The 14,468-nt window shown below is 40.9% G+C and carries 12 protein-coding genes, 1 tRNA gene and 1 pseudogene; 6 read left to right on the top strand and 8 right to left on the bottom strand.

Going from position 1 to position 14,468, the window contains the following annotated elements:
* The first annotated feature begins 1 nt into the window (after position 1).
* The 3 genes from VFC92_10255 (at position 2) to VFC92_10245 (ending at position 1,294) form a co-directional block, all read left to right on the top strand.
* Complete coding sequence (locus VFC92_10255) at positions 2-340, top strand: DUF190 domain-containing protein (GenBank protein ID HZK08568.1); 339 nt, start codon at positions 2-4, stop codon at positions 338-340.
* Positions 341-446: 106 nt separating this feature from the next.
* Positions 447-1,016, top strand: coding sequence for a hypothetical protein (locus tag VFC92_10250; protein ID HZK08567.1), 570 nt, complete (start codon positions 447-449; stop codon positions 1,014-1,016).
* 5 nt (positions 1,017-1,021) lie between these two features.
* The gene (locus VFC92_10245; protein HZK08566.1) at positions 1,022-1,294 is read left to right on the top strand and encodes an acylphosphatase; all 273 of its coding nucleotides are present in this window, start codon (positions 1,022-1,024) and stop codon (positions 1,292-1,294) included.
* Positions 1,295-1,413: 119 nt separating this feature from the next.
* Here VFC92_10245 and VFC92_10240 read toward each other — a convergent pair.
* A tRNA-Gln gene (locus VFC92_10240) sits at positions 1,414-1,489 on the bottom strand.
* A gap of 235 nt (positions 1,490-1,724) precedes the next feature.
* Positions 1,725-2,918 (bottom strand): glycine C-acetyltransferase, encoded by a 1,194-nt coding sequence (gene kbl / locus VFC92_10235; protein ID HZK08565.1) that lies wholly within the window; start codon positions 2,916-2,918, stop codon positions 1,725-1,727.
* Between the two features lie 196 nt (positions 2,919-3,114).
* Between kbl and VFC92_10230 the strand changes: the two genes are divergently transcribed.
* Entirely contained in the window at positions 3,115-4,077 is a 963-nt protein-coding gene (locus tag VFC92_10230) for an NAD-dependent epimerase/dehydratase family protein (protein ID HZK08564.1), read from the top strand.
* A gap of 485 nt (positions 4,078-4,562) precedes the next feature.
* On the opposite strand, the gene VFC92_10225 is transcribed toward VFC92_10230, so the two are convergent.
* Positions 4,563-7,487, bottom strand: a complete 2,925-nt coding sequence (locus VFC92_10225) for a T9SS type A sorting domain-containing protein (protein ID HZK08563.1) — start codon at positions 7,485-7,487, stop codon at positions 4,563-4,565.
* A 70-nt stretch (positions 7,488-7,557) separates the two neighbouring features.
* Between VFC92_10225 and VFC92_10220 the strand changes: the two genes are divergently transcribed.
* Together VFC92_10220 and VFC92_10215 are read left to right on the top strand one after the other, a co-directional pair.
* Entirely contained in the window at positions 7,558-7,794 is a 237-nt protein-coding gene (locus VFC92_10220) for a hypothetical protein (protein HZK08562.1), read from the top strand.
* Positions 7,795-7,831: 37 nt separating this feature from the next.
* Positions 7,832-8,023: pseudogene (locus VFC92_10215) on the top strand (L-threonine 3-dehydrogenase).
* A gap of 127 nt (positions 8,024-8,150) precedes the next feature.
* On the opposite strand, the gene VFC92_10210 reads toward VFC92_10215, so the two are convergent.
* The 5 genes from VFC92_10210 to VFC92_10190 form a co-directional block, all read right to left on the bottom strand.
* Positions 8,151-8,819 (bottom strand): porin family protein, encoded by a 669-nt coding sequence (locus VFC92_10210; protein HZK08561.1) that lies wholly within the window; start codon positions 8,817-8,819, stop codon positions 8,151-8,153.
* Between the two features lie 807 nt (positions 8,820-9,626).
* On the bottom strand, positions 9,627-12,749 hold the full coding sequence (locus tag VFC92_10205) for a hypothetical protein (protein ID HZK08560.1): 3,123 nt from the start codon (positions 12,747-12,749) through the stop codon (positions 9,627-9,629).
* Positions 12,750-13,008: 259 nt separating this feature from the next.
* Complete coding sequence (locus VFC92_10200; protein HZK08559.1) at positions 13,009-13,866, bottom strand: porin family protein; 858 nt, start codon at positions 13,864-13,866, stop codon at positions 13,009-13,011.
* Between the two features lie 13 nt (positions 13,867-13,879).
* Positions 13,880-14,227: a DUF6567 family protein gene (locus tag VFC92_10195; protein ID HZK08558.1), complete on the bottom strand. Its 348-nt coding sequence runs from the start codon at positions 14,225-14,227 to the stop codon at positions 13,880-13,882.
* Positions 14,228-14,285: 58 nt separating this feature from the next.
* Positions 14,286-14,465: a hypothetical protein gene (locus tag VFC92_10190; protein HZK08557.1), complete on the bottom strand. Its 180-nt coding sequence runs from the start codon at positions 14,463-14,465 to the stop codon at positions 14,286-14,288.
* Positions 14,466-14,468 lie beyond the last annotated feature (3 nt).

The raw sequence follows: 14,468 nt of genomic DNA, 5'->3' as shown, positions 1-14,468 counted from the left end.
GATGATGGATGAAAACACCAACGGAATCAAGCTCCGCATTTACATCGGCGAATCCGATGTGTGGGAAGGTAAAAACCTCTACGAAGCAATCGTGCTCAAAGCGCGTGAACTAAAACTCGCAGGAGCAACAGTTTTCCACGGCGTAATGGGTTTTGGCGCCAACAGCCACATACATACCACGCATGTATTGCGCCTTAGCGAAGATCTGCCCGTGGTAATAGAAGTTATCGACACCGTGGAGAATATCGACAAGCTCATGCCGTTTATTCAACAAACCGTTAAACAAGGACTGGTAACGCACGAAAAAATCAACGTGAAATTTTACAAAAGCAACGAGTAGGCTGGTTTTCTTTTTAAAAAACAGAACCTTTTTTAGCCCTTTTGCCAGCATCACGTTGAGTTTCTCATCTCGGCCTTACCTTAAAACAAAAGCACTTTTTGAAATTATGCACGAGATCGAACCTTATTATTCATGGCGCCATTTTTACGCTGCCGAAGAGGACGAGCGGTCGCCATTTTACAACCGGCAATACAGCGAGACAGAATTTTCGCATGCTGTTTACAATTATTATATCCATCCGCAATGGGACGAGATTGGCTCACCGACACTTTACATCAAAATATTGTATGCCAATTACCGTGATGGCTACGTCATCATCGAAATGATGGGCGAGTGGAACGACTGCCTGCACAACGACGTCATGTTTTTGAAACGCAACATCGTGGAACCACTCATCGAAGCAGGGATCAACAAATTCATTTTAATAGGTGAAAATGTGATGAATTTTCATTCGTCGGAAGATGACTATTATCAGGAATGGTTTGACGAAGTAGAAGATGGATGGATTGTAGCGCTCAACTTTCGCAATCATGTAGTGGACGAGTTCGCTGCGGCATATATCGATTATTACCTGGCGCTGGGCGGCCAGTTCAACACGCTGGAATGGCGTAGCTTTACGCCACAAAAGCTCTTTGCCCACATCGATTCGCTGGTGATGAAACGACTTTCGATATAAAAATTATGAACGAAAAAGCTGTCGCCATCACCATCACAGGAAGGGTACAAAATATAGGTTTCCGCTACCATGCGCGAAAGCAGGCGCAAGAGCTGGCACTTGCCGGCTTCGTTCGCAATTGCCTCGACGGATCGGTGTATGTGGAAGCACAAGGGCCGGCTGACGCGCTCGAAAGTTTCATCTTGTGGTGTCACCAGGGACCAAGCTGGGCGCGGGTTGATAATGTGCAGATGCAGGAAATTCCAGTTAGTGAATACAATAGTTTTGAGGTTAAATAGCGTTTTTGTGATAATTCGTATTATTCGCGTGAATTCGCGGATTCTCCTCTTGCTTCAATTCTCGGATTGTTCCAAATGAAAAAGCCCTGCGCAAGGCAAGGCTTTTAATTTCACTTTTTTGGTTGCCCGACCAGGGCTCGAACCTAGACTCTTCTGAACCAAAATCAGACGTGTTGCCAATTACACCATCGGGCAATATTTTCCCTAAAAAGGAAGTGCAAAAATAGTACTTTTTTGTTTTTTGAGAAATTTATTTTCAAATAGTTTCTTTCATCCCAAATCTCAGCGCCGAAAACGCATTGCCTAAACCGTTTTGAAAAAGAAAGAGATGGTTACGATTTTCAATAAAAAACAAAAAGGGCAAGCCGTAAAGACCTGCCCTTTTTTATTAATATCTCTTTCGCCTTTAGCGATTAAGAATCGGTAATAATTATTTAATCACTTTGAGCTCTTTGCCAACTTTTATAAAAGCGTTGATGGCTTTGTCGAGGTGCGCGCGTTCGTGCGCTGCGGAGAGCTGCACACGGATACGTGCCTGATCTTTGGGCACCACAGGATAATAGAATCCGATAACGTAGATACCTTCTTCGAGCAGCTTGGCAGCCATATCCTGCGAAAGCTTGGCGTCGTAAAGCATCACTGCGCTGATAGCCGATTTGGTAGGTTTAATATCGAAACCGGCAGCGGTCATTTTTTTCGTAAAATACTCGCTGTTCTCGTGCAGTTTGTCCTGCAGCTCGTTGGTTTCGGTCATCATGTCGAACATTTCGATGCCGGCGCCTACAGCGGCAGGAATCAGCGAATTGGAGAACAAATACGGACGTGAGCGCTGACGCAGCATCTCAATCACCTCTTTGCGACCGGTAGTAAAACCACCAATGCCACCGCCAAAGGCTTTGCCCAGCGTGCCGGTGATGATGTCCACTTTGCCACGTATGTCGAAAAGCTCGGTAACACCGCGGCCGGTGTTGCCAACCACACCAGCGCTGTGACATTCGTCAACCATTACCATTGCATCATATTTTTCGGCCAGGGCTATGATTTTGTCCATCGGAGCTACGTTGCCATCCATCGAGAATACGCCGTCGGTAACGATAATCTTAAAACGTGCTGTCTTCGAAGCTTCTTTGAGTTTCTCTTCCAGGTCGACCATGTCGGCATTTTGGTAGCGAAAACGCTGTGCTTTAGAAAGACGCACGCCGTCGATGATAGAAGCATGGTTGAGTGAATCGGAGATGATGGCATCTTCGGCGCCAAACAACGGTTCAAACACACCACCGTTAGCATCGAAACAAGCTGCATACAAAATGGTGTCTTCAGTACCGAAAAACTTGGCAATCTTAGCTTCGAGGGTTTTATGGATATCCTGCGTTCCACAAATAAAACGTACCGACGACATTCCAAATCCACGATCGTCGAGCGCATCTTTGGCTGCTTTAACCAGACGTGGATGATTGCTCAGGCCCAAATAGTTGTTGGCGCAGAAATTGAGAACCTCAGCGCCCGTATTGAGCTTGATCTCAGCTTCCTGCGGCGAATTTATGATACGCTCTTCTTTATAAAGCCCGGCTTCCCTGATGTCGGCAAGCTCTTTTTTCAAATGATCTTTGATTTTTCCGTACATTTTTAATTTTATTTTTAATAGTAAAAAGAAACAATTGTTTACTCATCAACAAGGCCGCAAAGTTAGTGTATTTGTTTTTTAATGAGCGATTTGGTGCTGTCAAATTTTTACAGCCCGAAAGAACCGTTAATAAAAAAAACTATTTTTGCCCGCTTTGATGTTAACAAATTAACAAACTGATAAAACTAAAATTTGTATGAAGAATATTCTGGTTATTGGCTCTGTCGGACAAATTGGTTCGGAACTCACTATGGCACTGCGCCAAAGGTATGGTAATGATCATGTGGTAGCTGGTTATCGCAAAACACAGCCTTCGCAGGAGCTGGCCGAAAGCGGCCCGCTGGAGGTAGTGGATGCTACCGATGTGGAACGTATGGTAGAGATTGTGAAGAAATATAAAATCGACACCATTTACAATCTGGCAGCATTGCTTTCGGGCGTTGCCGAAAAGAGACCGCAAGCCGCCTGGAATGTAGGTGTTAATGGGGTTTACAATGTGTTGGAAGTAGCGCGCGAACACAACTGCGCTGTATTCTTCCCAAGCTCTATCGGCGCGTTTGGTTCAAGCACCCCGCTCGACAATACTCCGCAGGATACCATCCAGCGTCCCGGCACCATGTACGGCGTTACTAAAGTAACGGGCGAGCTGCTGAGTGATTATTATCACAAACGTTTTGGTGTGGATACCCGTGGCGTGCGCTTTCCCGGCATCATCTCCAACGTAACCCTTCCCGGCGGCGGCACCACCGACTATGCCGTGGAAATTTACTACGAAGCCATCAAAACCAAAAAATTTACCTGTCCGCTGGGCAAAGGCACTTTCCTGGATATGATGTACATGCCCGACGCCATCGACGCTGCCATCGACCTGATGGAAGCCGATCCCTCCAAACTCAAGCACCGCAACTGTTTCAACGTTACAGCCATGAGCTTCGACCCGGAGATCATCTACAACGCCATCAAAAAATATATACCCGACTTTAAAATGGATTACGACGTCGAACAAGTAAAACAAGGTATCGCCGACTCGTGGCCCAACAAAATGGACGACAGCGCTGCCCGCGAAGAGTGGGGCTGGAACCCGAAATGGGATCTCGACCGCATGACGCAGGACATGCTCAAAGTGATAAAAGAAAAACATGAGAAGGGTTTGATCTAATTCCTTTTCGGTTTCATTTACACGGCGAATTTAGTTATCTTTAAACTTCACTCCGCGACCTATTCAAAAAAGCCACTCTTTGCGGGGTGGTTTTTTTTATTTCCAACCGATTTCAAAGTTGGAGGCATGCAATTTCAAAGTTGATGTCTTGCAATTTGAAAGTTGAAGGCGTGTAATTTAAAAGTTGACGTCCTGTAATTTCAAAATTTGAACCCAAAATGGAACCTCGACCGCATGACACAGGACATGCTCAATGTGATAAAAGAAAAACATGAGAAAGGTCTGATTTAGTTTTTCCTTTTTCAGATTACCAGACACGCGGTGAATCCTTCGATTACGCAGGATTCACCCCGTAACTTATCAAAAAAGCCACACTTTGCGGGGTGGCTTTTTTGTATTACTTTGGAAAAAGAGTTGGGATGAAAATACCTTAGTACCAATCAAAATTTATCCAAAGAAAACTTGACTAATAAGTTATTGATTCTTTATTTTATAATTTTAAAGAAATATCTATGGCCATCAGATTGTATTTCTCCAATGTAAATTCCACTTTCCAAAAAGGAAACATCAATTTTTTCATGAACAGATGTTTTGTCGGTATGCTTCGAAAACACCCTGTTACCAGTTAAAGTAAACAATTCAACTTTTATATCTCCGTAAATCTGTTTAAATTCAATATTTAGCCAGTTAGAAACGGGATTGGGGTAAACATTAAATTTATTAAGATATGAAATATTTTCAGGAAGATTTACCGTAATATCCTGAGCTTTAATTTCTATCTCAATACCCTCAACAGATGGGTTAATACTGTCCAAAACGATCATAGGATTATCTGATAGCTGAAAACCTGCTTTTTCCAGGGTAAGGGAAAATTGCCCATAAGGTAAATCTACAAATTGAAAAATACCAGACTCGTCAGACAAAGTCCAGTCTATAACATCCCCCTGATCGTTCCAAAGAAACACACACATATTCCATGCACCAAAAGGTATTCCAGTTGTATTACCAAACCAATCGTTCTGGTAAATTCCTTCTTCGTAGACTTCCAAACTTTCATAGTTAACAACTCCACTAATACTCCCATTTTCCAATTCTCTTTCTGACATTTCCAATAAGTGTATGTCAACATTGCAAGTGTCCGCTTCCAGATTAATAATGTTAGCATTCTGCCAATACAACTGGTCAACAAGATATGATGGAAAATAACCTGGTACCCCGTAAGGATCAGGGATTGCGTAAACCACGTAATTGCCAGTGAATAAAGAGTCGAAACTATAATATCCATTATCAACAAAGGCATATTGTATCGGTAGATAATAGTCATCGCCAATCTCAAATATTACAGCCACACCACCTTCAAGATTCTCGTTTCCATGATAAATCGAACCCGATAATGAAATATGACTATTAATATTCAAGATCATTTCATCAACATCATTTCCGCACATTGAAGTGGCCTTGAGACTTAGTGTAACATTTTGGTTAATAATATCATCTGGCCCAGGTGTGTAAAAAGCATGTAGTATTGTGGTATCATCAAAAAAACCATCCCCTGACGTTGACCACAATAATGATTCGTAGCTTTCTGCTTCAGCATCAGGTATTGTATAGGATTCTCCTGCCCGTATGGTTGTATCTTGTCCTGCATAAACTGAAGGTATCGCTGAAACCATGACAGGATTAGTTGTGGTGGTTGATAAAATACCGTGTTCGCTAACATATAACGAAATTATTTTAGTTCCGCTTTCCTCCCATAAAACTTCATAAGGCCCCTGCCCCATCCCAGATAATATTTCTGCATTATCAAAATCCCAGAAATAATCAGCCATTTCTGAAGCGGTTCCGGTATATTCAATAAAAACAGTGTCGCTAACACAAATGCTGTCAGGGCTGATAAATGATGAGGTTATCTGAAAAAAAGGCAAGGATCCAAATTCATAGCATCCCATGTCAACTATTTCACTGCCATCATTATTCCCATCCCACACCCGAAAATTATAATCCATATCATGTCCTAATGATACAGATTCGTTATCTCCGGCATCAATGCATGGACTGGAAGATTGCAATTGAAAATTATTATTCATCGCATCAGTAAATTGAGGGGACAGGATAATGTTATTATAAACATCACATGAATCTTCGTTGTCATTGGTTGTAACATTTAATCCCATCCATTGATTCAGATTATTGACTCCTGCTTCATTATCATAAAAATCGCAATAATTAACATCAAATTCCCCGGATGCAGCTGAATAAAGCGCATAATCGCTATTATTATAAAATATTGAATTCCAGACAAAAAACGGTTGGTTCGAATTAAGGTATACTCCTCCACCTGAATTGGCCGTGTTACCGGCAATAACTGAATTGTTAATTTCACTATTGCTGGTACCCGAAAAAATGGCTCCTCCCATTGTAGTTTGGCCCGAAACAATATTGTTGGTAATTATAGTATTTGTTAGGATTAAACCATCTCCGGTTGAATAAATACCGCCACCGTATGCATTGTAATATGCTGTCGCATCATTATCCATAACAATTGTATTAATAAGGTGAACACTATTGCCCCATAAATATAAACCACCCCCATAGGTATTCGGACTATTTGTGCATGAATTTCCTTGTATCAAGCAACTTTTTATAGTTATTTCTACTCCACCGATTGTGTAAATATAGATGCCTCCACCATGAACTTCAGCAGTGTTGCCTATTACATTTAAGTTGGATAATGTTGGTGATGAAAGGTTGCAATAAATCCCACCACCACGGCCGAAATGTAAATCTTGCGATACATAACCATTGGTAATTGTCAATCCTATTATCCGGGTAGTGGTATCTTCTCCATTACTTACTTCAACAACATGTCCATTTTGACCGCCATCAATTACAGTTTGTGCGATATGATCAGGGTTTAAATCTAATAAGTATTGAGAAGCAACGGTAATACTTTTGCCTATCAGATTGATATTTTCAAAATATGTACCTGGTTGAATGAGAACTGTGTCACCTGGGTAGGCAATATCGATTGCCCCCTGAATTGTAGAAATCATTGTTGGTACAATAATCAAGGTAGTGTATTGTAAAAGAGTTACATCTTCCAGCGTAGTATTCGTAAATAAGGGCTGGTCATTTTTGAGGCTTTTAAAATATCCTGTTTTCTCATATTTAATACTGTAAATACCTTCCCCGACTTCAATACTAAAATATCCATCAACATAGGAATATGTTGAATCGATTAAACTGGCAGGAGCGATTCGCTCAAAAACTATTTTTATGCCTTCATGATTTGTTTGGTTTTCCAGGTAAGCATTCCCATCAACAGTAATCGTTTGTGAAGATAAAGCTGTAGAATTCAGAAGAAAGGCAATGATAACAAGGAGGATTGAAATGAATCTAAATTTTTTCATAACACAATGTTTTGGTTTTTATCTTTTTAAAAGTATCGTTTGCTTTATTGTACCACAAATGTAGTTATTATTGGTTTATAACGATCATAAAATAGACTTTTCTGATAATCCCGAAATTACGGATCAGGACTTTGTAGACGGAAAAGTTAAATGGTTCGTCAAAACGGAAATCCCCCTGGATGCAGAAATCCGCGAATGGATCGGAACAGAAAATATCAACCTGGGCGAATTTGCTGCGAAGCTAATCCAAACCTTCTACGACAATATCAAAACGCTGCCTAAAAGAAATTCAGAATTCATTAAATGACCAATTGTATTGGGCAATTTGTAGGGCTTTTGCGCATTACTATCCCGACTTTAAAATGGATTACGACGTCGAACAAGTAAAACAAGGCATCGCCGACTCGTGGCCCAACAAAATGGACGACACCGCTGCCCGCGAAGAGTGGGGCTGGAACCCGAAATGGGATCTCGACCGCATGACGCAGGACATGCTCAAAGTGATAAAAGAAAAACATGAGAAAGGTCTGATTTAATATTTCAAATCAGCTAATAACAAAAAAGCCACCCGCACCCGGGTGGCTTTTTTTGGTTTAAAAATCACTGATAAACGATGGGTGATTTTCTAAACTTTGATTTTTAGGCTAAAGGCATCTGAAAAAATTATAGTGCAAATATTTTATAGCCAATTGTAATTCCCAAAACACGATTCTTTTGTCTATAACCATTATCGCTGTTAGGCGACAAGTTTGCAAGCCCCAGCCCGTAGTTTATGCCAATCTGGAAAGCGTCGATTTCCACTCCGGCACCTACAGTTAAACCAAAATCCAGGCGCTTATAGTCATCCTTTTCAGCATCTGTACCCCACTCAATATCGCCATCACTCTTCTCTGTAATACCAGCAATGGTAAATTCATTTTTGTACTTTCCAGTCAAACCAAAGCCCAGATAAGGGCCAAAAACACCATAAACTTTCACACCACCAACATCGAACGTGGCTTTTCCGGTTATAGGTATTTCTAAATAATACAAAGTTACTTTTCCCTCAGTCTCATAAAGACTTCCTTCATCTTTGTACTTGTACCCTTTGGTACTTAAAAGCAAGCCGGTTTCAAACGAAAACATATCGCTAAAGGGAATTTCGGCTGTTGCACCAAGATGAAATCCAGGGAGCATTTTGTACTCATCCTCGCTGCTTAATGTTTTATCATCATCTTTCATCAGCATTTTTGACAAATTAAAACCTGCTCTTGCACGAATTGTTTGCGCAACTACTTCTGTGGCAAGACTTACCACGAAAAGCATAACTAATAGTGTGATTACCTTTTTCATAATAATTGAGATTTTCATTTTCCCTACTCTAAAGGCTTTTCAGGTTCCGCCCCCGCTTTTTTGGCCTGTGCGGGGCAGGGTTGTCAAAATTATTTTATCCGATTTTCATACACCAAACCTTTGTGCCATAAAACCACAAATTCAGCAATTTTTTCTATCCCCAAATTTGAGGGTCAGTATCACGAGATTTGGTAATACATATCGTTTTATCATGTTGATTAATGCCATTGCGCTATGTTTTGTTCAGGGTTTTTGAGAAATTTAAGAAACCGCAAGGAGATTTACAAACGTCTATTTCATACGCAGAGATATCATGTTTTGTGATTTTGAATAAGCTATTTGGCTAATTGATCGAGCGTTAGGACGTTTTGAATAAACATAAAAATGTTAAAATCGTAGTTTATTTCGATTCAAAAAAGTGGGGAAAAGATGGTGCTCAAAAACCACCTGTGTGACGGCAATTATTAAATGCTCAGTCGCAAATAGGGTTTGGAAATTAGGCCTGATTTTTAAATTAGGATGACTTTGTAGGAGTTTTTTGTAATTGCTTAGGTGCTGGAACGGAATACCAAATCATCATTACCTCACATCAAAAACAGCCGCAGCGGATAGAACAAAAGTATCTGATCGACAGCAATGCTGTTATACATTATTTTCTGTGGGACGAATCACCCGGTGAATATTTCCCAACGGCTACTTCTGCTTTCATGGCTTAGTAGCATTTTCCTGGCAGGATTCACCGGGTGATTTTTTCTTTACGGATTGTTGTTACGCAGAGAGTTTATGACTTGCCTCAGCTTCCGTTTATTAATTCAAAATTTTCTTCTTATCCTGATTTTTTATCCCGCCAATTTTCTCCCAGTTTATTTCATCCTGAGAGCAAAACAGACCTTTTTCTCCGTAAAGATAAAGCGTGGCTTCCTGACCCTTATGTGTTCTAAAACCCCCGGAAGGATTACTCAGTTTTTCCGGCAGAAGAAGTTCCCTCCAGGTGCCGCTTATGGTGGGATATGAAATGTAATAGCCCGGTGGGTTGGTGGTGCCGTCGGATAAGACGAAAGTATGGTCAAATTCTGCTCCGACTAAAATGTCATTGATATTTTTCGGCTCAACATAAACGAACTTAAGTGCAGCATTCCCTAATGTTTTTAAGGTTTCCCATGTATTCCCATTATCCATGGATTTTAAAAGATAGTTAATTCCGGCATTGTCGTACTGGCCGTCAATGACCATTAGAACGATACAATCATCTTTAAATATTTGGGGACTAATTATTACGGAACTCTTGTTAAGAATGTCGTCAAAAGAAACGCCTGGCAAAAAGTCTTTTATATCAGAATCCGATGGCTCAAAGGTCCATCCACCGTCATAGCTTACTTCCAAAATTAAACCACGCTCATTATCGACATTGATATTAAATATTTTTTGATCGTCATTTTGAGAGATTAAAAACCCATAAGTTTTCCGCAATTCAGTGGCTGAGCTGGTGCTTTTGTCATATCTGATGAGCTTACTGTTACTTATTTTAGATTGAAAATAAACCACATCTTTTCGAAATGGATGAAATTGCGGGTTTTTAATTTCATAGGCATTGTCAGGAAAGTCGCGTAGCTCCTGCCATGTGCTGCCTCCATTGTAGCTTAGCGTGTATTTGTCGTGCCCACGATTATCATCATATACTATCCAAATCTCATCGGTGTCGTGTGGCGACAGATAAATGTTAGCGGTTTCGTTTTCATAAGGGATATCGGCGGTGTAAACCATCTCCCAGGTCACCAGATCGGCCGATTTCCATACGCCAAACCTTTCCGTATCAATATCCTGGTTATTGTTAACCATGGCAAAATAAATCTTTCCATCCCCAACAGTAGCTGTAAAAGCATCGATATCGGAATGAGGCAAAACCCCATAGTTTAAGCCGATAAGTCCTTCGTCGGATAGGTATCCAATGCGCGATTCGGATGCGATAAAATATCCTTTGGAATCGTAGGACTTTGTTATTCCTGTTATTTTAGAAAATGCCGACAGATCGACATCTATTTTCTGTAAGGAGAGAGGATTCAGGCGTGATTTATAAATTTCATTTTTCATTGCTACGCCCACCTTCAAAGAAGATGTGGCAACGATAATTTCCTCATCATTCGCATACATAGAGGAAATTATTTTGTCGTTGAAAAAATTGTCGCTGATTTTCTCCCATGAATCAAAATCACCGAAAGGGCTGCTGAATAGGCCATGATTTGTTGCAGCCAACAATTTAGTCTCCTTTGAAGATGGCAAATAAAAAATGTTTTTAATATCCAATAAACCCGTCCCGGGATGGCTCTTTCTTAGATTTTCAACTATCTGAATGTTTATCCATGAAACGCCATCCTTCGCTAAATATAGAATGGTATTGTCGACAAGAAGGAATATGAGGTTCTTATACTCCGGAAACGTTATCATCTGTTTGACGCGTCCTTCATAAAACATATCCCAATAGAATCCACCGTCTTTTGTTCGGTAAAGTCCCCGGTCGGTAGTTATAAATACCTCATCGTTTTCAGGGTTAACGAATATTGATTTAATCGCTATTTTATCAGGCAGGCCATTGTTTATAGATATCCAATTGTTTCCTCCATCCAATGATTTTCCGACAGATTTTTCATCTTCCACTCTGTAAATCGCATGATTTCTGGCCAGGGAAAAAGCAAGGGCATTGGTTTTAAAATCTCCATATTCCTTGCTCCAGCAGTCACCCTCAAGGTTACATTTTTTATAAACCACATTTTGGTAAAGCAGCATCAATTCCCCTTCGGGATTAAAGCTAAATTTATTAAGCACCTGATTGTTCCTCAAATATTGGGTGATATCATTTGTAATCATTTGCTTTTCCAACTCCTTGATTTTTGCAGTTGCCTCATCTGTGTATTTGCTGCTGCCAAATTCATCTAAATATTTTTGCAGGAGATCGATAGTAGGAGCTTTTGTGGCCTCCACCCAGCTAACTTCAACATTTATCGAATCGACAACTTGTGCAAATCTTCCTTTGGGGAAATCGTCGTAATATTTGTGTATGTCGTCCAAGTTGCCCTTTTCCTGGATTTTTCCCAACAGCTCAAGCTCACTTAAAAGTTGATTGGCGTCAGCGAGATGACCGGACTCCGGATATTTCAGAATGAAACTTTTTAAGCCGTCAACTGACAAAGCGTTTTCAACTTTTGCAAAATTGTAATCATCATAACTTACAACCACCTGATCATAGAATGTGGATTCCTTACATTTGCTCAAATAGCCACTCATCAGCACGGAATCCTGCAAATTTTGCACGACCTTTTTGTACAATTCTGTGTCGACCTTAGTGTAAACGGAAGTAAGTTTGTCGAGCGTGAAATAGCCATCATACTTTGCCATTGTTTTCTGCGGAATGAAAACTTTGGCATTGTCAGATAAATTGAGGAACTCAAAGGCGGTTAGTAAATCGAAATCGCGATATCTGCTGTCAGAATAAATTACGCCTAATGCATAATTTGCTACTGCGTCGTTTTCATTTTCTGCAATAATTTTATTGAAATGAGCTGCCGCAACATCGAAATTATTCTCCTCCAGCTCTTTAAAACCTTTCTTATAGTTTTGAGCGGATACTTCCACAAATGCCAATACGAAGGCGAAAGTCAGAATTAAAAGTTTCATAAAAATAGTTGTTATTGTTTCCGTATTCACTAAGTTATTCATTTCACCACTACCCGAACCCTTTGCACCACACAATTCCCCAGAACCGGCCATTTTTCTATCTCCAAATTTGGGGAGAGCACCACGAAATTTGGGGATGCAACGCGCTCGGTTATTTTTGTTAATCTCATTGCTTTTGTTTTGCTTAATAAATTTTCGCCAAATGTAGAAAGGTGTTGGGACATCTCCAAAAATATTTTTGTCTGCAGAAACATCCATTTACCTAAATCTTGAATAAACGATGGGGCTTCTTGAGCAAGCGTCAGGGTTCCTCGAATAAGCGCCAGATTTTTAAAACCATAATTTATTTCGATTCAAAATAGTGGGGAGGGGATGTAGCTCAAAATTATCTGTATGGCTTTCGAAATCTGAAAAGGGTCTGATCTAAAATCTCAAAGCAGCTACTAACAAAAAAGCCATCCGCGTAAGGGTGGCTTTTTTGTAACTACTAAAAATCATAGTTAAATCTTTTTTTAAGCTAAAGCTTGTACACCAGACTTCCCACAGCATTAAAACTTTTGTTTTTCATTTTAACATCTGAGTAATAGCCGTCCATTATCTTTCGAAAGCCTCTTGTATAGCGCAAACCTGCCCGAAAACTAATTTGGTCGTTGAACGGGATTTCGATACCGACACCCAGCAGAAAGCCATAGTCGAAAGCGCGATGGTTGCTGTAATAATGACTGTAGCCCGTAGAGTTATCGTCTTTTATTTTTTCTTTGAGCAGTAAACCCACATAGGGTCCAGCGTTCGCAAAAATGATCAGGTCTTGGAACGGGAAGTTTACACCGATGTACAGAGGCAACGTGAGGTAATTCAGCGACCGCTTGAAATCAGAAGATCTATCCTCCATCTTATAGCCTTTGCGCTCGTAGTTCAGATCGGCGTGAAGCGAAATCATTGTATCCACATTGTACTTGATGCCCACGCCCAGCAGAGAAGGAAATTTAAAAACTGATTTGGTATCCAAATCGCTTTTAGTAGCTCCTGTCACACCAAAGCCCAGATTTGCCATTAGCCGAATATTATCAGTGTTAAATTGCGATCCTGTTGACCTGGAACTGCTACTGCCGCCGGACTTAGGTTTGGCACCTTTGCCGTAAGCCTCTATTTCGGAAGTTGGATAAGTAATGGTGCTGCCATCGATGGTCTGCAGCGTCAGGCTTTCGCCGGGCGAAAAGGCAGTCACCTTGCCCTTGACTATGTAACCGGTTTTGAGCAGGATTTGGGTGTAGTCGCCGGTAGTGACCTGCGCGCTGAGCTCCGCCGAAGCGAAACTCAGCAGCAGAATTAGTAATGAAAATTTGAAAATTGCAGGCGTTATTTTGTTTTTCATAATCGCAGACTTTTTATTCAAACTGAACAACATCAGCGGTAACCGTGCATTTGGTTATGATCACAAAAAAGATAAAGCTGTTTTTAAAGTCCACCGTCATATTGGCCAGTGCCTGGCCGTCCTGCAACGGGTAGTTGGCCAGCAGCTCCTGCTTGGCTTCGGCCACCAGGGCTTGTTTACCCAGACCGCCCAGCCCGAAGATTTTGGTGGTACATACATCGCCTTTGGCAAATTTTACAATTTTAAAGTTGTTTTGGCTCAGCGAAGCATTGGACATGCCAATACCGGTGTGCATGGCACATGAACTGAACATCATCGCCACGATGGCGAAAACTGTGGTAAGCGTAAAGACTTTTTTCATAAACGTGTTGAGATTTAATTAATAAAAATGTTGATTGAAATTGTGAATTGGATTGCTTTTATTTATCATAAAGCCATGCTTCGGCTTTGCGCATTGCTTCGCCGGCAGAACCGGCCTTGCCGATGTTGGCTTTCCCACCCCATCCTACATAAACTGCACGGTCGGATGGATTCCAGAATACATCAAAACTTTTTCTCGTTTTCCCGCCTTTTACGGAACCGATTTTTTCTGCTGCCATAAA

The sequence above is a fragment of the Bacteroidales bacterium genome, from assembly GCA_035647615.1.
In the GTDB taxonomy this organism is placed as follows: Bacteria; Bacteroidota; Bacteroidia; order Bacteroidales; family 4484-276; genus SABY01.
Note: the sequence above shows the minus strand (reverse complement) of the source record. Positions and strands in the feature narration are given on the sequence as shown.

Coding starts and splice junctions, on each gene's coding strand:
- VFC92_10205 (HZK08560.1), bottom strand. CDS start 12,749: ATGGATGTTTCTGCAGACAAAAATATTTTTGGAGATGTCCCAACACCT.
- VFC92_10250 (HZK08567.1), top strand. CDS start 447: ATGCACGAGATCGAACCTTATTATTCATGGCGCCATTTTTACGCTGCC.
- VFC92_10230 (HZK08564.1), top strand. CDS start 3,115: ATGAAGAATATTCTGGTTATTGGCTCTGTCGGACAAATTGGTTCGGAA.
- VFC92_10225 (HZK08563.1), bottom strand. CDS start 7,487: ATGAAAAAATTTAGATTCATTTCAATCCTCCTTGTTATCATTGCCTTT.
- VFC92_10200 (HZK08559.1), bottom strand. CDS start 13,866: ATGAAAAACAAAATAACGCCTGCAATTTTCAAATTTTCATTACTAATT.
- VFC92_10190 (HZK08557.1), bottom strand. CDS start 14,465: ATGGCAGCAGAAAAAATCGGTTCCGTAAAAGGCGGGAAAACGAGAAAA.
- VFC92_10255 (HZK08568.1), top strand. CDS start 2: ATGATGGATGAAAACACCAACGGAATCAAGCTCCGCATTTACATCGGC.
- kbl (HZK08565.1), bottom strand. CDS start 2,918: ATGTACGGAAAAATCAAAGATCATTTGAAAAAAGAGCTTGCCGACATC.
- VFC92_10195 (HZK08558.1), bottom strand. CDS start 14,227: ATGAAAAAAGTCTTTACGCTTACCACAGTTTTCGCCATCGTGGCGATG.
- VFC92_10245 (HZK08566.1), top strand. CDS start 1,022: ATGAACGAAAAAGCTGTCGCCATCACCATCACAGGAAGGGTACAAAAT.
- VFC92_10210 (HZK08561.1), bottom strand. CDS start 8,819: ATGAAAAAGGTAATCACACTATTAGTTATGCTTTTCGTGGTAAGTCTT.